General features: G+C 43.0%; 22 protein-coding genes, 1 tRNA gene and 1 riboswitch. Of the genes, 9 read left to right on the top strand and 14 right to left on the bottom strand.

Features of this window, described 5'->3' with window-relative positions; all coding sequences use genetic code 11:
- The 14 genes from ACYVTD_RS04685 to ACYVTD_RS04620 all read right to left on the bottom strand — a co-directional run bounded on the left by ACYVTD_RS04685 (position 1) and on the right by ACYVTD_RS04620 (position 15,537).
- A complete protein-coding gene (locus tag ACYVTD_RS04685) occupies positions 1 to 4,065 on the bottom strand; it encodes an MBG domain-containing protein (protein ID WP_461246629.1) in 4,065 nt (1,354 codons plus the stop codon).
- 138 nt (positions 4,066 to 4,203) lie between these two features.
- The gene (locus ACYVTD_RS04680) at positions 4,204 to 4,878 is read right to left on the bottom strand and encodes a bifunctional hydroxymethylpyrimidine kinase/phosphomethylpyrimidine kinase (protein ID WP_461246628.1); all 675 of its coding nucleotides are present in this window, start codon (positions 4,876 to 4,878) and stop codon (positions 4,204 to 4,206) included.
- Positions 4,875 to 5,450: an electron transport complex protein RnfA gene (locus ACYVTD_RS04675; RefSeq protein ID WP_461246627.1), complete on the bottom strand. Its 576-nt coding sequence runs from the start codon at positions 5,448 to 5,450 to the stop codon at positions 4,875 to 4,877. The genes ACYVTD_RS04680 and ACYVTD_RS04675 overlap by 4 nt, the downstream gene beginning before the upstream one ends.
- Entirely contained in the window at positions 5,447 to 6,133 is a 687-nt protein-coding gene (gene rsxE, locus ACYVTD_RS04670; protein ID WP_461246626.1) for an electron transport complex subunit RsxE, read from the bottom strand. The genes ACYVTD_RS04675 and rsxE overlap by 4 nt, the downstream gene beginning before the upstream one ends.
- Before the next feature lie 3 nt (positions 6,134 to 6,136).
- Positions 6,137 to 6,727, bottom strand: coding sequence for an FMN-binding protein (locus tag ACYVTD_RS04665; RefSeq protein ID WP_461246625.1), 591 nt, complete (start codon positions 6,725 to 6,727; stop codon positions 6,137 to 6,139).
- A complete protein-coding gene (locus tag ACYVTD_RS04660; RefSeq protein WP_461246624.1) occupies positions 6,724 to 7,647 on the bottom strand; it encodes an RnfABCDGE type electron transport complex subunit D in 924 nt (307 codons plus the stop codon). Before ACYVTD_RS04660 ends, ACYVTD_RS04665 begins: the two co-directional genes overlap by 4 nt.
- Before the next feature lie 11 nt (positions 7,648 to 7,658).
- On the bottom strand, positions 7,659 to 8,954 hold the full coding sequence (gene rsxC / locus ACYVTD_RS04655; RefSeq protein WP_461246623.1) for an electron transport complex subunit RsxC: 1,296 nt from the start codon (positions 8,952 to 8,954) through the stop codon (positions 7,659 to 7,661).
- Positions 8,955 to 8,966: 12 nt separating this feature from the next.
- The gene (rodA, locus tag ACYVTD_RS04650; RefSeq protein WP_461246622.1) at positions 8,967 to 10,055 is read right to left on the bottom strand and encodes a rod shape-determining protein RodA; all 1,089 of its coding nucleotides are present in this window, start codon (positions 10,053 to 10,055) and stop codon (positions 8,967 to 8,969) included.
- 15 nt (positions 10,056 to 10,070) lie between these two features.
- Positions 10,071 to 11,354 carry a serine--tRNA ligase gene (gene serS, locus ACYVTD_RS04645; RefSeq protein WP_461246621.1) on the bottom strand — a complete coding sequence of 428 codons (1,284 nt, stop codon included), beginning with the start codon at positions 11,352 to 11,354 and terminating at the stop codon, positions 10,071 to 10,073.
- Positions 11,354 to 12,247, bottom strand: coding sequence for a ParB/RepB/Spo0J family partition protein (locus tag ACYVTD_RS04640; RefSeq protein ID WP_461246620.1), 894 nt, complete (start codon positions 12,245 to 12,247; stop codon positions 11,354 to 11,356). Before ACYVTD_RS04640 ends, serS begins: the two co-directional genes overlap by 1 nt.
- Positions 12,244 to 12,996: a metal ABC transporter substrate-binding protein gene (locus ACYVTD_RS04635; protein WP_461246619.1), complete on the bottom strand. Its 753-nt coding sequence runs from the start codon at positions 12,994 to 12,996 to the stop codon at positions 12,244 to 12,246. The genes ACYVTD_RS04640 and ACYVTD_RS04635 overlap by 4 nt, the downstream gene beginning before the upstream one ends.
- A 38-nt stretch (positions 12,997 to 13,034) precedes the next feature.
- Entirely contained in the window at positions 13,035 to 13,793 is a 759-nt protein-coding gene (locus tag ACYVTD_RS04630) for a ParA family protein (RefSeq protein ID WP_461246618.1), read from the bottom strand.
- Positions 13,794 to 13,915: 122 nt separating this feature from the next.
- Positions 13,916 to 14,479: a CvpA family protein gene (locus ACYVTD_RS04625; protein WP_461246617.1), complete on the bottom strand. Its 564-nt coding sequence runs from the start codon at positions 14,477 to 14,479 to the stop codon at positions 13,916 to 13,918.
- A gap of 8 nt (positions 14,480 to 14,487) precedes the next feature.
- On the bottom strand, positions 14,488 to 15,537 hold the full coding sequence (locus tag ACYVTD_RS04620) for a DUF5711 family protein (RefSeq protein WP_461246616.1): 1,050 nt from the start codon (positions 15,535 to 15,537) through the stop codon (positions 14,488 to 14,490).
- Between the two features lie 226 nt (positions 15,538 to 15,763).
- Here ACYVTD_RS04620 and ACYVTD_RS04615 point away from each other — a divergent pair.
- The 9 genes from ACYVTD_RS04615 to ACYVTD_RS04575 form a co-directional block, all read left to right on the top strand.
- Positions 15,764 to 15,854 (top strand) — tRNA-Ser (locus tag ACYVTD_RS04615).
- Positions 15,855 to 15,879: 25 nt separating this feature from the next.
- Positions 15,880 to 17,070, top strand: a complete 1,191-nt coding sequence (locus ACYVTD_RS04610) for a hypothetical protein (protein ID WP_461246615.1) — start codon at positions 15,880 to 15,882, stop codon at positions 17,068 to 17,070.
- 119 nt (positions 17,071 to 17,189) lie between these two features.
- Positions 17,190 to 17,918, top strand: coding sequence for a 30S ribosomal protein S6 (gene rpsF, locus ACYVTD_RS04605; protein WP_461246614.1), 729 nt, complete (start codon positions 17,190 to 17,192; stop codon positions 17,916 to 17,918).
- Positions 17,908 to 18,342 carry a single-stranded DNA-binding protein gene (locus ACYVTD_RS04600; protein ID WP_461246613.1) on the top strand — a complete coding sequence of 145 codons (435 nt, stop codon included), beginning with the start codon at positions 17,908 to 17,910 and terminating at the stop codon, positions 18,340 to 18,342. The genes rpsF and ACYVTD_RS04600 overlap by 11 nt, the downstream gene beginning before the upstream one ends.
- 17 nt (positions 18,343 to 18,359) lie before the next feature.
- Positions 18,360 to 18,599, top strand: a complete 240-nt coding sequence (rpsR, locus tag ACYVTD_RS04595; protein ID WP_461246612.1) for a 30S ribosomal protein S18 — start codon at positions 18,360 to 18,362, stop codon at positions 18,597 to 18,599.
- A gap of 153 nt (positions 18,600 to 18,752) precedes the next feature.
- The gene (locus ACYVTD_RS04590) at positions 18,753 to 18,923 is read left to right on the top strand and encodes a DUF362 domain-containing protein (RefSeq protein ID WP_461246611.1); all 171 of its coding nucleotides are present in this window, start codon (positions 18,753 to 18,755) and stop codon (positions 18,921 to 18,923) included.
- 3 nt (positions 18,924 to 18,926) lie between these two features.
- Positions 18,927 to 19,802, top strand: coding sequence for a UTP--glucose-1-phosphate uridylyltransferase GalU (gene galU, locus ACYVTD_RS04585; protein WP_461246610.1), 876 nt, complete (start codon positions 18,927 to 18,929; stop codon positions 19,800 to 19,802).
- 16 nt (positions 19,803 to 19,818) lie between these two features.
- Positions 19,819 to 20,001 (top strand): 50S ribosomal protein L32, encoded by a 183-nt coding sequence (gene rpmF, locus ACYVTD_RS04580; protein ID WP_461246609.1) that lies wholly within the window; start codon positions 19,819 to 19,821, stop codon positions 19,999 to 20,001.
- Positions 20,002 to 20,020: 19 nt separating this feature from the next.
- Positions 20,021 to 20,116: riboswitch (TPP riboswitch) on the top strand.
- Positions 20,117 to 20,145: 29 nt separating this feature from the next.
- Positions 20,146 to 20,638, top strand: a 493-nt coding sequence (locus ACYVTD_RS04575) for an energy-coupled thiamine transporter ThiT (RefSeq protein WP_461246608.1), incomplete at its 3' end; no start/stop codon positions are given.

Genomic DNA, 20,638 nt, shown 5'->3' with positions numbered 1-20,638 from the left:
TTATGAAGTAACTCCAAGAAAATTTACAGTTAATCCTATTACCAAGCCAGCTATAACATACAGCGATCCAGACCCAACATATGTTATAGCTGGCTTGCTAGCAGGTTTAACTGTCAATTCTCTTGGAGTAACTTCATAAACATTTGCAGTTTTATTTGAGATGTCATAGTTTGGAGATGAAACTGTTGATGTTGAAGTAACATCATATGTCGCAACTGGGCGGTGTGTGCCGACAAATCCAGCGATGTCAGCTTTTAATGATACGCCAATTCCGCTTTGAGTCTCGCCTTCTGCTATATTTGCAACCGTGAATAGATCTGCTCGTCCTGTGTAGCTCTCGTCCGCCTCGCCATATGTGTTGCCTAGGCCTGCGATAGGAGTAACATCAATCGTTCTTGGAGTTACAGCATATACATTTGCCGTTTCGTTAGTTACATAATAGTTAGTTGAAGCGATAGTTGTTGTTGAGGTTACGTTATATGTCGCAACTGGACGGTGTGTGCCGACAAACGAGGCAATGTTTGCTGAGTATGAGATGCCGTTATCGTTACCGTCAACTATACCAACTACATCGAATAAATCATATCTGCCTGTATAGCTTTCATCGCTGTCGCCGTATGTGCTGCTCAAGCCTGCAAGAGGCGTTATAACAACTTCTTTCGCCGTTATCTCCACTGGAATCGGTCCATAAACGATAGACGGAGTATGGTTCGCGTCAGGATCAACATAATAATATACATCATATTCGCCTGCATTTGTCTCTTCTGGAATATTTGTTGATACGAAGTCTGCCGCGATAGGTGCTGCCGCATCTTTAGCAACAGCTAGATAATAGATATCACCGTCAGCAGTGAAACCAGCTTCGACAAGTTCTTGGCTAGAGCCTGTATATTCTAACACGTTCGCTACTGGAGCATCTGCAGGGTCAACCACGGCAGCAACAGAACCTACTGTCAACGTGCCTACGGTCGAATAATCTTCTTCATAGTTCGCATAATCTTCGCCAGAAACTGTAATGGAATATGTTCCTGCTGGGAGAACGTCTTCGTGATCAAATATTACATTGCCTTGAGACACAACAAATGTTTGCGTGCCTGTTTTTGAAGCATTGTCTTTATTCTCGCCTGTAGCAAACCATTCGTAATCAGCAGTTAGAGTCGGTATAACTCCATATGAGATTGATAATGAATTTGGTTTAATTGCCAAAGGCTTTTTAAGCACTTCATAAACCTTGGCAGCTGCTGCAAATTCGAATCTATAGTTAGTTGCAGTCGCATTACCAGCAAGAGCTTCAACTTCATAATCGCCAACAGGACGATATGTTAGATTATTCTCTTCAATATCCGCTGCGAACGAACCAGAGATTACGCTTTCATCCTCGCCGTTTGCAAAAGTGTTTGAATATAGGAATTCTGCCAAAGTGTTATAATCTGGATCTGGCTCACTATAAACTTTTGTGACAGGTTTTGGAGAAACCGTAACAAGCTTTTTGTTTACTGTTAGGGCTTTTGCGTTAGTTACAAAGTCGAAATCATAGTTTGTCGCGCTTGCTGTTCCAAGCGTAGCGTCAACATCATATGTCCCTGCATCGCGGTAAACATCTGTTTTTCCGTTTGTGTTTTCAAATGCAACGCCAAAGTTGCCGGTTATTTCATCTTCATCTTCGCCGTTTTCAAAAGCTGTTAGAACCGTGAAATCCGTTTTCGCATATGATGGATCTCCATCGCCATATGTTTTGCTCGATGGATTTGCTCGAACCGTCAATGTCTTTTTGTTAATCAAGCCAGTCGCATCGATTGCATTGCCTTTGAAATCATAGTTTGCGCTATCAGCACCCGTGATCGTCGCGCCTGTGATCGCACCCGTTGTTGTTAAGGCTGTCGCGCTATCATACGCGCCTGTGCCGCCTGTTAGGATAACATCATCGCCAACAATTGCTTTGCCGTCTGATGCTGCTGATAGGTTAGATGCAATTGTGTTTATCGTGCCGATATTGTTTATATCCGCATCAGTTGTTCCGTCATAATCGCGCACAACCAATGTTGCGCTAACAACTTCAGATTCTTTGATAGTTTTTTGCTCAATAACCCACTCGAATGATCCAAGAGCTCCATCATAGTTGCCGATACCTGAGATTTCGATTGTGTACGTATCTGCTAATTTGCTTGTTTTGTTTGCAGAAAGAATGAAATCTACGTCTTCTACTAATAAAATTCCATCAACTTCGATTGTGTAGCCTGCAACAGTTTGGTTTGCTCCGTTATATGTTACATTCGTTGGTACATCAACTTCCGTTTCAACATCAAACTGCGCTTCATCATAAGGAGTTACGCTAAACGCGCCTTCTGCTGGTGTGATATTAAATTGATAGTTTTGTGCGTTTAATGTTCCTGAAGCAACAGATACATCATAATCGCCAACCGCACGTGTCTTAGGGTCATCTAATATAGGAAGAATAGTTGCCACCGGCTTGCCAGTGATATAAGATGTATCCTCACCAGGCACAAAACCAGAAACCGCGAAATCTGAAAGCGCTGTATAGAACCCTGTCTCTACTTCGCCAAATGTTTTCGTCGCAGGTGAAGCTGTAACTTGCAATGTCGCAGGTGTGATGTTACCGAACGCTTGCATGTTTTCTATTGCTAGATTATAGTTGTCTGCCAAACCAGCAGTCTCTATGCTGTCGTCTTTGCTAACTTCAAAATCGATAATCTCTATGCCGTTGCCAACGTTGGCACCTGTGTATTCACCATCCGTTAGGCTGATTTGGATTTTTTCGTTTAATATTCCTGTTTCCACTTCGAATTTGCCAGTGGTGTTTCCAAAGGCTAATGTTCCGTCGTATGTTTTAGAAAAACCAGAAATCGTTGGATTGATCGTTGCAGGAGTGATAGAGAATTGTGTAGCTAGAACGAGGTCTGTTGCCGCCGCATAGTTTTCGCCTTTTGCAACGTCTACACTAATGTAGTATGAACCAACTGGTTGATCAGCAGGCATTGGAAGCGATGTGAAAGTAACGCCATCTAGGCTGAATGCTTTAACAGTTATTTCGCCAACGCCAATTTTGCCTGGAGCAACAACCGCTGTTGGACCCACTTCGTCGTGCGAATAAATTCGCGTGCTAACATCTAGCAAAACTTCTGTATCAGTTGTGCTGATGTCAACAAAGCTAGATAAATTGATGTAGACAGGAGCAGCATATAAAACAACTGTACCTATGTGAGATGTATATGACCCGCTAAGAGGATTTCCCCAAAAAGAAGCAAAATCGCCGCCAGTTGGGTTAATTTGATAATCTTCGTGGCCTACAGGAACAGTGTTAACCGCCCACATATGACGACCAACTGCCAATTGTGAATCTTTATAGAAAGTATTAGGTGTTAGTGTTTTTCCATTTTTAACTTTGAAATAAACTTTACCAAGAGCTAGGCCCGCCTCAGGGCAAACAAGCTCGTTGTTTTCAAGTTGTGAAACAGCAGATGGCGGATTGAATTGGCGAGTGCCACCATTTACATTATTACGAACGCCAAGCGCAATTGTGAAACCATTGCCCTCAGTGTTTAAGAATTTCGCTGCCATGTTTAAGCCGTAGTCTAAATTTCCGTCGTATAATTCGTATTTCGCCCAACCAGCAGCTGCCATGATGTCTGCGCCTTGGTCTCTTCCGCTAAGCCCTGTGAAATTTTGTTGAGTTGGTAACTGGTAAGCATCAAACCCACTACCAGAAACAGGCACGCCAGAAGGCGAAACAAGTTCTACAACTTCATTGTCAAATCCGATATCTGTATAGAGGTGAGTTATAGCGTTTGCATATCTCGCTGTCGCCTCTAGATAAAAGATGTCGTCCGACGGATCTGCCGGAGTATCCGCGCCAGCGGATTGCTTCATCTCGAATTCGATGTTGTTGCCATCTAGGCTACCATAAGCTGGTACAGGTAATAGCTTGCCATTGACATTTACCCAATCTCCTCCCCAAGATGGTGTCTGTGCAGCTTGTACCATGCTCGGTAACATAATGAGGCATAAAATCACCGGCACAATAATTTTGTAGAACTTTTTCAGCATAAAAAAACACTCCCTAAAAATAATTTTATAAATCGATTATAACATATATAGATAAAAAAAGAGCCTTTGCGACAAAAAACTCTTATAAAAATAATATTTATGTATAATAATAATAATAATAGGTAGTAAACCGTAATGCTATTGCAACATTTCCCCGACAGCCTCGCAAGCAAGTTGCGCTGATTCAAAGAACGCGTTTCCTTCCAAACCATAGCCTATTAAATAGCTTGCAAACGCATCTCCCGCGCCGCTAATTTCTTTCGGTTTATAGTTTCCTTCTATTATATGTTCCATTCCTTCAAGCGTACATAAAACGTTTATTTCCTCGTGGGCAGCATTTGGATAGCTTGTTATAGTAACCGCAGGCGTTTTTATTTCTCCTAAGAATTTCGCCTCGGTATAGTTCGGCGTCGCAATATCCGCAATAGCAACTAGCCCGCGCATCGCATCTATTATGCCTTCATCATATCCTGAATAAAGCTTGCCATTATCGCCCATAACAGGATCGCATAGAAACTTTGCCTTAGTGTGTTTAACAACCTCCGCAACGATCTCCGCCTGAGCCGGCGCGCTCAAATACCCCGAATAAACATAATCAAATTTCGCGCCTATTCGTTTTATATGCTCAAGCGTCTCTATCATCTGCGTCGTTAAATCCGTTTTGTAATATTCGCCAAAACCCCCTGTGATAGAAGAAAGCGCGCAAGTCGGCATAGGGGAAACAGTATGCCCGAAACTAGACAAAACAGGCACGACGACATTAAGCCCCGCCTTGCCCATAGTCGAAATATCATGTATTGCTAGGATGTTCATATTCTAAAGCCCGAAAACATCGTGAAAGCCATGGCGATAAGTCCGGCAGAAATCAGCGAAATCGGCAAACCCTTCATAAATTCCGGAACATTTGATTCCTCCAGCCTCTCGCGTATGCCAGCCATGATAAAAATCGCGACTAAAAAACCGATAGACGACCCAACAGCATAGATGATCGTCTCTTCAAACGAATATGTCTTTTGAGAAGCCAGCAAGCAAACGCCCAAAACCGCACAGTTGGTTGTTATTAGCGGAAGGTATATCCCAAGCCCTTTGTAAAGCGACGGCAAAGTCTTCTGCAGGAACATCTCAACAAGTTGCACAAGGCTCGCAATGACCAATATGAAAACGATCGTTTGCAGATAAACCAAATCAAACGGGATGAGCAGATATGTATTGATAGCCCAGGTTATAATAGAAGAAACCGTGATAACGAAGATGACGCTAACTCCCATGCCAAACGCCGTCGTAGTGTTTTTCGACACGCCTAAAAACGGACAAATGCCAAGAAATTTAACTAAAACGACATTCTCGATTAGAACAGCCGTTATGAAAATCGATAAAAAGTTCATGCCGTCCTCCTTGCTTTTTTCTCGCGTTTGATTTTTATCGCACTAAACATTCCAAGAAGCAAACCGAACACTATAAACGCTCCAGCAGGCAAAATCATAATCAGTGCTGGCGAGAACCCTGCGCCAAATAGCGGAATGCCGAAAAATGATCCCGCGCCAAGAACTTCCCTAATGCTTCCTATGAGGAACAATGCTCCCGTGAACCCGACACCCATGAAAACGCCGTCGAACAAGCTAGGGAGGACACGGTTTTTCGAGGCAAAAACCTCTGCGCGCCCAAGGATTATGCAATTAACTACTATAAGCGGGATAAAAATCCCCAACGCTTTGGATATATCCGGAAAATATGCCTTAAGCACCATGTCAATCATCGTCACGAACCCCGCGATTAAAACAATATAGCAAGCAATTCTAATTTGATCGGGGATAACCTTTCGAACAAGCGATATAAAAAAGTTCGAAAGAGTTAGAACAATTAAGGTTGAAACGCCCATGCCAAGCGCGGATATAGCAGAAGTCGTCACAGCCAAGGTCGGGCACATGCCAAGCACTTGGACAAAAGTTGGATTCTCAGCAAAAAGTCCGTTCGCCATTATCCGCCCATAGTTCGCTTTTTCACGAATTTTAACAGGCTTGATAGGCTTTTCGGCCCTTATATTATTTTTTTTGTTTTTCTTTCCCATGATCTACTCCTGATCGTCGTATACTGCCGTCGGTTTTAAATTGCCGTTAGTAAACAATTCTGTCGCGCGTTCGAGCGCATCATTAACACCTTCGGTTATCGAGCGGCTAGTTATCGTCGCGCCAGTAATTGCCTTTATTTCATTTTCTTTCGGCGTTGTTTTGCTAACAGCTATAGTTAAAGTCTTTAAGACAAACTGATCGAGGAAGCTTTTTGATGTTACGTTCGCGCCAAGCCCTGGTGTTTCGCTTTGGGATATGACTTTAACGCCGGTTGCATACGCATTTCCCTCCCAAAATTTAGTGCCGACCACGATTGTTATATCGCCGCCGTAGCCAGAAACCGTTTCTTCGCAAACGATCGCAACGAGATTCCCCTCCGCGTCGAAATACGCGACATATCCCTCCAGCTCGTTTTCCTCGTATGTTTCATATTCAATCCCCGATATAACGCCAGAGCTAGCCTCGATTTTTTCGATGTATGCACGGTTTGCGATTTTTTCGCTTGTTAAGCTATTCAAAAACCATAGCCCGCCTGCGATAACGCTCGTGAAAATAAATAACGTTAACGGAAATAACCAAAGATTCTTTTTCATGTCCCAAACCTCCTCGGTTTAGCCCATTTGTCAATCAGCGGCACTAAGCAATTCGTAAACACGATAGACATAACAACACCCTCTGGGAACGAAGAGTAAAACCTCAACAAAAATGTCATAACACCGAGAAGTGCGGCATATATCCATCTTCCATATCTAGTTATCGGTGCTGTAACATAATCCGTCGCCATAAAAACTGCGCCGAATAATAGCCCTCCTGATAGAGCATAGAATAGCACAGGCTTACCGATAATCGCCGTTAATACGCAAACAACGCCAACATATATAACAGGAATATCAATCTTAATAACCTTTCGAATAACAAGATATAAAAACCCGAGCAAAATCGCGATAGCTGATGTCTCGCCAATGCACCCCGCCGTGCTTCCAAAAAACGAATTCATGATCGGCGCCATCTCGCCCGCCTGTTTGTATAGCGACAGTGGCGTTGCCGATGTGATAGCGTTGGCAGCATTTAGATGAAGATATGTATACGGAGTAACAAAGGATGTCATAAACCTTGGGAACGAGAAAGTTAGGAATAATCGCCCTGCCCCTGCCGGATTTACAAAATTTTGCCCCAACCCGCCGAATAACATTTTCACAATTATTATCATAAACAAGCTAGCAACAACTGGCAACCATAAAGGCACAGTCGAAGGCAGGTTTAAAGCTAATATTACGCCCGAAACAATGCATGATAAATCATTTGCCGAGTTCTCTTGCCCTCCTATCGCACACCATATAGCCTCAAACGAATAGCTCGAAGCGACAGAAATTGCGATAATAACACCCGCGCGATAACCGAAGAAATACAGCCCCGCAATCATGCAGGGAAAGAGCGCGATAATAACATCAAGCATGATGGAACGCGTTGATGCAGCGTTTTTTATATGCGGCGAACTCGAAACTTTTAGCATATTTCTATCTCCTATTTCCCTGATTTAATCTGCTTGCCGGCGCGTATATCCTGCGTTAGATGAAGCTTGGCAGGGCAGATGTATGAACAAACTCCGCATTCAACGCAGTCAATAACATTAAGCGCGTTTAGCTCATCTGCATCTCGTCTGCCCGTTGCCTTAGCAAGTTTAAACGGCATGAGGTTCATCGGGCATTTGCGAACACACTCTCCGCACCTTATGCACTGCGTTTGTAGTTCTTCTTTATCTGCCGGAATAATAATTATTCCGGAAGTCCCTTTTGTAACCGGTATGTCCGTTCTATATAATGCGGTGCCCATCATAGGCCCGCCCAAAATAACTTTGCTATTTTCAGGAACAGAGATGTTAAGCTTAGTTAAAACTTCGCTCACAAGCGTTCCCAAAGGGATATTATATGTCGCAGATTCAGGGCTTTCTTCGCTATAGATCGTCACTCTGCGGGACGTTAACGGCTCGGCATATTTAACCGCCCGTGCAACAGCGATACATGTGCTAACGTTGAAGACAACATAGCCTGAGTCGATCGGCAAAGTCTTTGGCGGCAACTTTTTCTTAAATAAACTTTGAATCAGATTTTTCTCCGCGCCCTGAGGATATTTAGTATCTACCGGAACTATATGTATGTTTAATTCTTTTCTGATCCATGCAAATAGTGTTAATATCGCGTCCATTTTGTTTCGTTCCACGGCAATATACGCAGATTCCGCGCCAGTTGCCCGCATGATCGCACGAATTCCAAAAACAAGCTCCTCAGCATCTTCTAGCATAGCACGATGGTCGCAGGTCAAAAATGGTTCGCATTCTGCGCCATTGATTATGATTTTTTCTATTTTCTTGTCAGCCGGAGGAGCCATCTTAACATGTGTCGGGAAGGTCGCTCCGCCAAGCCCGCATACGCCGGCTTTCTTAACCGCCTCTAAGATGCTGCTCGCTGCAACTTCGTCCAAACTAGAATGAATTACACTTGTGTCCGCCGGAGGATTTTTCGTTGTTTCAATTATAATACAATCAACGTCACTCCCATAAACGGATGCCCTTGGCTCGATTTTTTTAACCACTCCATTAGACGGCGAATGCAAATTGCTCGAAATCTCTCCAACCGCTTCTGCGATTAGTTGCCCCTTTGAAACTTTGTCGCCCACCTTAACGATAGGGTTGCTCCTCGCTCCAATGTGTTGCGATAATGGCAAGACAATCTCTTTAGGCATAGGGAAATCACGAGTTTTAAAAAACCGCGTGAACTCTTTATTATAAAATGGGTGTATACCACCTTTGAATGTCGGCATTATATTCTCCTATTATTCGATAGCCAGATTAACTAGCCCGACTGCTAAAATCGCTGTTATCATACTCGTTCCGCCATAGCTTATAAAAGGCAAAGGAATGCCTGTAACAGGCATCAGCCCGAGGTTCATCGCAATGTTTTCGAATATATGGAACGATAAATATGCGAAGACGCCGATTATAATATTTCTTCTAAATACGTCTTGTTCTGTGATTATTGCGATGTAAATCCTGTAAACTAAATAGGCAAATAGGGCAAGCAAAACGACAGTGCCGATTAGCCCCCATTCTTCTGCGACGCATGAGAAGATAAAATCCGTATGTTTCGCCGGCAGGTATGGGCTTTGCGTTTGCATGCCTCTCAAAAATCCTTGGCCAAAAAGACCGCCCGAGCCTATCGCCATCTTCGCCTGAGCAACGTTAAACCCCGCGCCAGACGTATGTTGATTCGGTTGTATAAAAGATATTATCCTGTCTTTCTGCGCGTTGTTTAATACGAAAAAATACACAATCGGCGCAAGCACAGCAACACCAGATGCCGCACCAACAATATATTTCCACGATATATCATTTAATAAAAGCATAACAATAAATATAATGACGAAAACCATTGCCGTTCCAAGATCCGGTTGAAGTAAAATAAGCCCGACAGGTATCACCAAATGCGCCAATAGCTGCAAAATAGGTTTCGCCTCGTTGATACTTAAATATTTGTTATTTATATATTTGATATGCGCAGATAGTGACAATACAAACCCAATTTTCGCAACCTCCGCAGGCTGGATGCCGATACCCCAAAAGCGTATCCACCCGTTCGTTCCCGTGGAACTACCGCCTATACCAAAAATTAAGGTAACGATCAAAAGCAAGCATGTCGTGCCGAATATATAAAGCGCAAACTTTTCCAAATTATCTATGCTGATAAATCTTAGCCCAAAAAACAATGCCATGCCTATCACGAAGCAAACAAGCTGGATTATGAAAAACCTCATTCCGTTCTCGAGCATCGATGTGCTTGAAAAAACCGAAAGCAAACCAATCACACAAAGGGCTATCATTGTGTAAAAAAGGTTTTTATCATTCGTCATGAAAAGTTTTTTCAATGGTCTCTTCTCGCCCTACGCTTTCTTTTTTATCTCGCTAAACCCTGTGTATTTTTGCAACGCTTGAGGAATTCTAATCGTCCCATTCTCGTCAATATTGTTTTCTAATAAAGCAATCAACATCCGCGGGCTGGCAAGGACTGTGTTGTTGAGCGTATGTGCAAAATAATTGCCGTCCGTAGATTTAATGCGTATCCCTAAACGACGGCTTTGCGCATCTCCCAATGTTGAACAGCTTCCAACTTCGAAATATTTTTGTTGCCTTGGCGACCAAGCCTCGACGTCAATGCTTTTTACTTTCAAATCCGCCAAATCGCCTGAACAACATTCGAGCGTTCTAACAGGGATGTCCAACGCCTTGAAAACTTCGACTGTGTAGTTGTACATCTTATGAAACCAGTCCATGCTGTCTTCCGGCTCGCAGATAACGATCATCTCTTGCTTTTCAAATTGGTGTATACGATATACCCCACGCTCTTCAATGCCGTGTGCGCCAACTTCTTTTCTAAAACATGGCGAATAGCTCGTCATGCAAATCGGCAGCTTTTCTTTCTCAATGCTGGAGTTGATAAATTTACCTATCATCGAATGCTCACTCGTGCCGATTAGGTATAAATCCTCGCCTTCGATTTTATACATCATATTTTCCATCTCAGCAAAGCTCATAACGCCCGACACAACGCTCTCGCGTATCATAAACGGCGGAATAGCATAGATAAACCCTTGTTTTATCATGTAATCCCTAGCGAACGATATGCAAGCGGTATGCAAAACCGCGATGTCTCCCATGAGATAATAAAACCCGTTACCCGAGGTCTTGCGCGCGTCGTCTAAATCAAGCCCCGACACGCTCTCCATGATGTCAACATGATAAGGAATCTCAAAGCTAGGTGTTTTCGCCTCGCCGAAACGCTCGATTTCGACGTTTTCTGTGTCATCCTTGCCGATTGGAACGCTTTCGTCTATTATATTCGGCAACTGCATCATAATTTGTTTTAATTTGTCGGCAAAATCCTTTTCTACCTCTTCTAGCTCTTCTAGGCGAGACGCCATAGAAACGACTTTTTTCTTCATTTCCTCCGCTTCGTCTTTCGCTCCCTTTGCCATAAGTCCGCCTATTTCCTTACTGAATTTGTTCCTATCAGCGCGAATCTCATTAGCCTCAGACATTGCTGCTCTAAGTTTCTCGTCTATTTCAATCGCCTCATCAACAAGCGGCATCTTGTCATCTTGGAATTTCTTTTTCAGGTTTTCGCGAACAACGTCTGGTTCGGTACGAATAAATTTAATGTCTAGCATTAGCTCAAAACCTCCAAAATTCTTTCCAAATCCTTGCTGCTGTAATACTCAATTTCGATCTTGCTCTTCTTCGCAGAAGGCATAATGCGCACTTTGGTGCCCAACTTTTGCGAAATTCCGTCTGCGATGTCGCTTAAATATATCTTCATATTGTCGCTAATCACAAAGTTGTTGTCTTTTTTATCGCTTGAAGAATTTTTGATCAGGCTTTCCGTCGCGCGAACCGACAGCCCCTTGCTAATTACCTTTTCAGCAAACTCCGCAATCTTTTCCTGCGGCGCAGAAAGCAAAACTTTTGCATGCCCAAGCGATATTTTCCCTTCTTTAACCTGCTCAACAACTTCGCTCGGCAGGTTCAATATCCTAAGGCTATTGGTGATGGACGCGCGCGCCTTGCCGACTTTTTCGGCTACTTTTTCTTGCGTAAGATTGTATTGCTCGATTAGGGTTTTATATCCCAATGCTTCATCAATCGGGTTCAAATCAACCCTTTGCAGATTCTCGATTAGAGCAAGCTCCATAACCTCGCTAGCCTCAGCTTCACGTATAACAGCAGGAACAGTTTTAAGCCCCGCTTTCATCGCGGCGCGAAAACGTCGCTCTCCTGCGATAATTTCATATTCATCCGCCGCGGTTTTTCTAAGCAATAAAGGCTGGATGATACCGTATTCTTTTATATTGTCCGCCAAAACATCGATGTCCGCCGCGCTCGCATCACGCCTTGGTTGCGTGCGGCAAGGTGTGATCTTGGTGATGTCTATCTCCTGTTTGTTAACGTATTCATCTTTGTTAGTGTTCTCAGGGTTGTCCCAAGATTCCAAAACTCCCGCAAGCCCCTCTAAGTTTTCGCTTCCAGGAATTAACGCTCCCAAACCTCTTCCTAATTTGCTCATTTGTTGCCCCCTAATGCCTCTCTAATTATTTTATAGTTGTTGCTTAAGCTTTCTATATAATCCTCATTGCTATCCGTCATAAGCGATAAGCGAATTTCTTTTAAGCCAGGTATTTCTTCTTTTAATGTTTCCAAAACTTTCGGCGTATAATTCTTTTCTAGAACAACAAACCGAACCTTGTCTTTACGTGCTAACTCTATCGCACTTTTAATTTGATTCGGCGAAAGAGAAATGTTTTCATCCTCCTCTTGGTGCAAAGTTATCTCCCCTGAAAACATATTGGATAACCCGCTATTTAAGGATAAAACCGCTTCTTGCGAATATGTATCTTTAATTTGCTTAACCTCGGCAATCGCCTCATCATAATTTAATTTTATCTCGTCTTGATGACTAGGAAATTTCGCTATCAACACATCATAAACGTTTTTTATAAATATCTCTGCGCAGCTTTTTGAAACCCAAAAATGCTCTGTGTCCTCCCCGACAGGGCAGCTATACACGCCGCTAACACTAGCCGCATTCTCCTCATCTTTAAAACCATCTGTCGTTAGAAAAACTTTTGCATTCTCAATTTTTATTTTGTCTTCCGTTGTTAAACTGTAATCATGAAGACAGCCGGAGGATGTCGCAAGCGTCGAAATCTTTAACCCTGTGTTTTTAGTTAGCCTTTCGGCAACGCTCCTAATCGGATTGTTCATCGCTATAATTTCATAGGAGACGTTGGTCGGATTCGGCGCGCATGACGCCAAGAAAACTAAAGCTAAAGCAACAAAAACTCCTATGCGCCTCAAGCCTTAACCTCCAAAACCTCATTTGCCAAGCTCATATATGCCTCTGCGCCTTTGCTCTCGCTGTCATAAACAATAATTGGCTCGCCGAAAGAAGGCGCCTCGCTTAGGCGGACATTTCTCGGTATAATAGTTTTATAAACTTTTTTAGAGAAATATTTCTTAACCTCTTCAACAACTTGGAGCGACAAATTCGTCCTGCTATCGAACATCGTCATTAAAATACCCTCTATGTTAAGATTCGGGTTGAGCGATTTCCTGATATAATTTATAGTGTTAGTCAAATATCCTAAGCCCTCCAACGCGTAATATTCGCATTGAATAGGAACCAAAACGCTATCCGATGCAACCAACGCATTCAAAGTAATTAAGCTAATAGACGGCGGACAATCAATTATAATATAATCATATTCGTCTTTTATGTCTGCAAGCGCGTTTTTCAGCCTGAACTCTCTATCCTCAACGCCAACCAGCTCTATCTCTGCACCAGCCAGTTCTTGCCCAGAGGTGCATATATATAAATTTTGGATTTCCGTTGAAAATATCGCTTCGGGCATAGTCGTCGATCCTATTATACAAGAATAAACGTTTTTAGACGACGGTTTAATCCCAAGCCCCGAGCTTGTGTTGCCCTGCGGGTCGGCATCAACAACCAAAACTTTGTTGCCCATGGTCGCCAAACATGCCGATAAATTAACAGCAGTTGTCGTCTTCCCAACTCCGCCTTTTTGATTAGCAATAGCTATAACTTTCCCCATAATTTTTATCCTCCATTTGCTAACAAAAGTATATCACAACAAAAAACTTTTTTCAAGCCCTTTTAGCAATAAAAAACCTCGCTAAATAATTTTAGCGAGGTAAATGGAGTTCCACGAAGAACTTATTTTGAAAAAAGACTAAACAATGCAAGCGGGCTAGGTATAATGTTTATCAGGCTCGAAGACGACGTTAGGCCATGTATCCAGCTTACAATCGGCGATAAAGCCATCGTAATAAGCATGGTTACATACACGCAAATATATCCGTTTGCTGCGCCGAACAACGCGCCAACGGTTTTGTTGAACACGCCGAGCTTTAAGAATCCTAGAACGCCTGTTAGTATCTTTGCGACAAAACTCAAAGCAAACCACAAAACGAAAAACGAAATGACCATCGCAACAACCATAACAACGACCCTAGAAATGTTTTTTGCCCCTTGCGCAATTATGCCGCCAAACAAAGGGTGAGTTAGATACGCATTAGCCGAGCCCGCAACCTTGCCTTTAACTAGGTTGCCAAGCGGAGTTTTCATAGCAATGTCTGTTATCGCGTCCCTAAAAAAGAACACAAGCGCAAACGAGATAACAATGCTAAGCAGTTTCAAAATTGAGGCGATCCCGCCCTTGTGCCAACCGCGTGTTACGCAACCTAAAAAAATCACAATAAGAATAATATCTAAAATCATTTTTCCTCCTATAGTTTAATATATTTAATAAAATTTCCTTCCAAAATGTATATAGCCTTGCCCGCCATGCCTATGACGGTTTTGTCCACTTTCGCTTTCTTCTTGAGCCAGCCAAACGAGTTATATATGTATAGTTCGTCTGATAAAAACGAAAACCCTTTATCATTGTATGTGAAATTGGTTGCGGATATATCAAGCGTTTTTTGGCTCTTTAACCTTCCTCTTAAGCTGTACGTCTCCTTGAGCGAACTATGCGCGCCGTCTGTGAAAAAGCAGATTATCTTGCCAAAAGATGTTATATAATAATTGTTTAATGTCTTCCCAGCAAAATCAATCGTGGTCTCTACATATTTGTTGTTAAACACTAACATCTTGTCATCAGACGCGACAACGATTTTGCCAACCCTGCTCTCCAATCGAGAAAACAACTCTCCTTTGTGTTCTGCTTTGTGAAGTTCTTCGCCAGTCTTGCTATAAAAGCGGACAACCCCAACCTCGCCAGAGCCGTTATTAGTAAACCCAGAAACAACTATTTGGTCGCCGAAAAATTCTGCGTCTAACGAATAATAATCAGTTGGTACAACGAGTTTCTCTTTTCCTTTTTTGTTATAGACCGCTATTTTCGAATTGGTAGCGACTATAAAATCTCCGCTATTCGACAGCTTCGAAAACAAAATCCTATCGCCAGACACTTGACACGCCACCTTTTTGCCTTGTATCAATAATAATTCTCCGCCGATGTTATCCGCCACCAGAAGATATTTGCCCGCTGTTTTAAAACTTGCTTCTTGAGAATAAAATTTTGTCTGCAATGCTTCCTTGCCGTGCTTGTTGATAATCTTAACGGACGAGCCTGTAGAGACGACTAAACTATCATTAAACGTCGAATACCTCTCGCCTTCTTTTGCTTCGTATATAGGCTTGGTTTTGGAAACGTCTCCATCAAACTTCGAATTAACATTCAGGTTAGCAGCAGAAAAAACGCCTGTTAAAACCAACGTGAACAGAACAAATAAGGATATCGTCCGCCTGCGCTTTTTCGCCGTCTTGTTTGTCATGATACGAGAATTATATCACAACAAATCATATTTTGCAACACCCTGTCGCCCACCTTGACAACCTACATATAATATGCTATAATGTTTAAGCTCGCAAAAAGCTTTTTGCTTTTAAAATCGAAAAACGAATAGGTTTTTTGAGTTTTTCGAAAGGAGCGAGGCATGCCGCAAGGCGAGCGCCCGAGTGCTAACGAGGGCTGAGCAAAATAGGCATTGCCGAAGCGATGGAGAAGTGGCCGAGTGGTCGAAGGCGGCACCCTGCTAAGGTGTTAGTCCCATTATGGGGCTCGGAGGTTCGAATCCTCTCTTCTCCGCCAACACGAGTAGAAAATACCAAGGGGAGTGGTTTACATAACGGACAAAATTCGCATCATAAAAATCGATGCTAATAATTTTGAATCCCAAAAAGAGACGCTAGAACAAGCGGTCTCTTTATCGAGCGAAATAACATCAAAAATGAACCAAGGCGCGCAAAAAGCTCAATTCTTTCATTCGGATTTGTCAGATGTCATGCCGTATGTGATGAACCCGCAAAACACGGTCGTTGTCGCCTTGCAGGACGAAAACGTTGTCGGCGGCGCGTATATCGTGTCAGGGCACGAGCCATACAGCTATAACGACCTAACGAAATATGTCAAGACTCCAGAAAACCCAGCCTACATCGATTTCCTAAAACAAAAATATGGCGATAATTTAAGCATCGCGGCAGACGAAGCTTTCACAGTCAAATGCATCGCAATCTCTAGCTTGAACGCAAACTTAATCGGCGATGCGTACCAAGAAATATTAGAAGGCAGATTCGATGAAAAATCTAAAAGCCGCGCGACCATCACCCGCGCTATATTAAAAGCCTATGGGGCATTCCGTCAAACCGGCGGGACAAAATTCGATTTGGCAGATTTCCTATATTTCAAACAAAAAGACCGCAGCATGTATTCCCTAGTAACCGATAGAATCGCGAACTCCATCGCTCCCGACATCAATTATAATTTAACTAACTCGGAGAAATATATCGGAGCGACCCCAAATAACACTATCGAGCTAGACACTGTTTTTGTTAAAGATAACGCTCGTAGTGGCGCACTTGCGAAGACGTTGTTATACGAAGGGATTTGCCACAACCTACAAACAAACACTCTGCTCAGCAGCGAGAAAACTATATACCTCTCAATGACAAACCACCAAGACAACTTCTCTTCCCGTTCCCTCGCCGAATTTTTTGGTCTTGCCGATGTTGGGTCTGTTAAGCGCAGAGCTGGAGTGGATAGACAAGTCCGTTTTATCGCGATAAAAAGAAATGAAATGGGAAAATATTTAACATCCATACAAGAAAAACTGGGCGTGCTATATGGGTATAAAAACTTTTATGTCCCGCCAAAGCGAGCAATGCAAATCATCAGGCAGGAGAGAAAAACGTTAAAAGCACGAAAGAAGATTTTAAAACTCGGCGGCTCGCTTGATAAGTCATACTACAAAAAATGTTTGGATTATGCAGATAAAAAAGATATCGAACTGAAAAACATGATGCGATAACCGCTTGACATTTAAGCGGTTTTCTGCTATAATAGCTAGACGCGAGTGCATTTTTGCGCCGCACCTTTTGCAGACGGTTGTTCGCCGTTTGCCATAAGTCCAAAAAAGGAGGAAATAAATTGGAAAAATTAAACGCTTATGAAAGTTTTTTGGTTGTAGACGCAACTAAAACAAAAGAACAAACCGACGAAATCGTTTCTAAATTTCGCGAACTAATCAAGGCAAACGCTACGCTAGATGGTGAAGACGTTTGGGGCAGAAGAAAACTAGCTTATGAGATTAATCACAAAAGCGAAGGTTTCTATGTTCTATTCTATTTCACATGCGACGGCTCTTTCCCAGCAGAATTGGAAAGACAATATCGCATAACAGACGGTGTATTGCGTTTTTTAATTGTACGCAATGAAGACGGTTTCAAACCAGACCTTTCTAAATCTCTTGCTCCGCGCGATGGCGCTCCAGCAAAAAAAGCCGCTGAAGAAAAGCCTTCAAAAGCTAAAGAAGAAAAGGTTGAAGAAGTTGTTGAAGAGGTTGTAGTAGCCGAGATTGTTGCTGAAGAAATCGCAGAGACTGTAGCTGAAGAGATTGCAGAAAAAATGGCTGCCATTCCTGAAGAAGAGCCGGACGAAGTGGATATCGCTTTAATGGCAAAGGCTGACGCGGAAGCTGAAGAAGAAAAGCCAAAAGCTAAAAAAGCTCCAGCTAAAAAACCTGCAGCGAAGAAAACAACAAAAAAAGCTGAAGAGGCTGAAGAAAAGCCTGCAAAGAAAGCACCAGCTAAAAAAGCGACTGCGGCTAAGAAAACTGCAGCGAAGAAAACTGCTAAGGAGGCAAAAGATGCTGAATAAAGCTATTATTATGGGGCGCCTAACTCGTGATCCCGAGCTAAAAACGACACCATCTGGCGTTTCTGTATGTTCTTTCTCTGTTGCCGTTGATAGACGTTTTGTCCGTCAAGGCGAAGAAAGACAAACTGATTTCATCAACTGCGTCGCATGGCGCACAACTGCCGAATTCGTATCAAAATATTTCACAAAGGGTAGAATGATTAATGTTGTAGGAACAATTCAAACAAGAAGCTGGGACGACGCAGACGGCAAAAAACGTTACGCAACAGACGTTGTTGCAGACGAAGTTAACTTCTGCGGGGACAAGCGCGCTGAAGGCTCTAGCGCAAGCAGTGCACCATCATCTAGCCCTGCGGCTGAAGAACCAGTTCCACACGACGAAGGATTTGTAGCGGTCGACTTAGATGACGACCTACCGTTTTAAGAAGGGAGCATATTAAATTGGAAAACAATAAAGAAAGAAGACAAAACAGACGCAGAGGCAAACCTTGCTATTTCTGCAAAAACAAAGAAGAAACAATCGATTATAAAGACGTTTTCAGAGTTAAAAAATTCGTTACAGACAGGTTCAAAATCTTGCCTAGAAGAATGTCTGGCTCGTGCGCTAAGCACCAGCGTGCAATTGCAACAGCAGTTAAACGCGCAAGACACCTAGCTCTAATTCCGTTTACGACCGATTGATCCCTAGGCCATTAGCGGTTTGTGCGTGTAGCAATCAAAACGCAATGGGCAAGAGGAGTTCTTGCGAGGAAAGCTTTTCATCATTGTTTTTAATAAATAAAAAGAAAAGCCGACGAACAAGAACAACAATATAAAAAATTTTGGAGGATTATCATGGCTTATAAAATTAACGAAGAGTGTATCTCATGTGGCGCTTGTCAACCAAGTTGCCCAACAGACTGCATCTCAGCTGGCGACCAAGTTTATGTAATCGACGCTGAAAAATGCATCTCATGTGGCGCTTGTGCTTCTGTTTGCCCAGTTGGCGCACCGCAAGATAACTAAACTATGGCGAAAGTCAAAAAGGCTATCATACCAGCTGCAGGCTTAGGAACTCGCTTCCTTCCTGCAACAAAAGCTGTCCCAAAAGAAATGTTGCCGATTGTCGACAAACCGACATTGCAATATATCATCGAGGAGTTGGTCGACGCCGGAATCGAAGAGATTTTAATCGTCACAGGCAGAACAAAACGTTCTGTCGAAGACCATTTCGATGTTTCGTTTGAGCTCGAGGCAGAACTCGAACAAGGCGGCAAAACCGAACTATTAGAAATTTGCAAAGGCATTAACAACCTTGCAAAAATCTCATATGTTCGCCAAGGAAAAGCTCTCGGCTTGGGGCATGCAATCGGCTGCGGCGAGAGTTTCGCCAAAGACGAGCCGTTCGCTGTTATATTAGGCGACGAAATTGTCTACACTAAGCCAAACGAGAAAAACGCAATACGCCAACTGATCGACGCATATGAAGAGACAGATAAAACAATCATCGGCGTGCGAAACGTCCCTCTTGAGGACACGAACAAGTACGGCATTGTCGAGACAGGCGAAAGCGAAAACGGCTTGATCAAAGCCAAAAGCTTGGTTGAAAAACCAAAGCCAGAAGACGCTCCGTCAACATTGGCTATCCTAGGCAGATACGTAATCACGCCTGACATATTCCCTCTATTGCGCAATGGCAAACAAGGCGTCGGCGGAGAAATCCAACTAACAGACAGCCTAAGCGAGCTTGCGAAAACCCAAGGGTTATATGCATGCGAGTTCAAAGGCGAAAGGTACGACGTCGGCGATAAGCTTGGCTACATGCAGGCAAACGTTGAATACGCCCTACGCGATGAGAAATTAGGCAAAAAATTCAAAGAATATTTAAAAACATTAGAATTATAAAAGTTAGGAGAAAATTATGGCAGTTCCAAAAAGAAGAGTCTCGCATTCGAAGACGAGCTCAAGAAAAGCAAACTGGAAGCTAACTGCGCCTGCGCTCGTTGCATGCGGTAGTTGTGGCGAACTTATCGCTCCACATAGAGCATGCCCAGCTTGCGGAATGTATAAAGGCAAAGAAGTAGTCAAAGTCGACGGCAAATAAGCTGAACGCTAAAAATAAATATTTTCCATAGGGGCGTTTTGCGCAAGCAAATCTGAGAAGAACCCTCATACTTGAACTGGATAATACCAGCGTAAGGAATGGTCTTTAATGCTCCTATGGATAAAAATCTTAAGGAGTATTTTTATGAAAAAATTCAACACAAAAGAGCTAGTTCTAGGCGCTGTCATGCTCGCGCTCGCAACAATTTTGAGCTACATAAAGGTATACCAAGCTCCATACGGCGGCTCAATTACGCTTTTATCCATGCTACCCATCATCGTTTTCGCGCTATACTCAGGGTTGGGAAAAGGCTTAATCGTGTCGTTCCTATACGGCGTCATCCAACTATACGCAGGTGGAGACAGCCCGCTTGGATGGGGATTAACTGGCTACACCCTCGCCATGTGCTTATTATTCGACTATATCCTAGCCTTCGGCGTTTTGGGGTTGGCAGGTCTATTCAAAGGCAAAAAAACACCGATAGTTTTGTCCGGCGTTGTGTTCGCTATTTTCTTGCGCTTCCTATGCCACTTCGTCTCAGGCGTAACAATCTGGGCGAATTTCGAGCAATTCAAGTTCATGGGTAAATCGTTCGTAAATCCATATCTCTATCCGCTCGTATACAACGGAGCATACA

It is taken from the genome of Treponema sp. R6D11, assembly GCF_054786075.1.
Note: the sequence above shows the minus strand (reverse complement) of the source record. Positions and strands in the feature narration are given on the sequence as shown.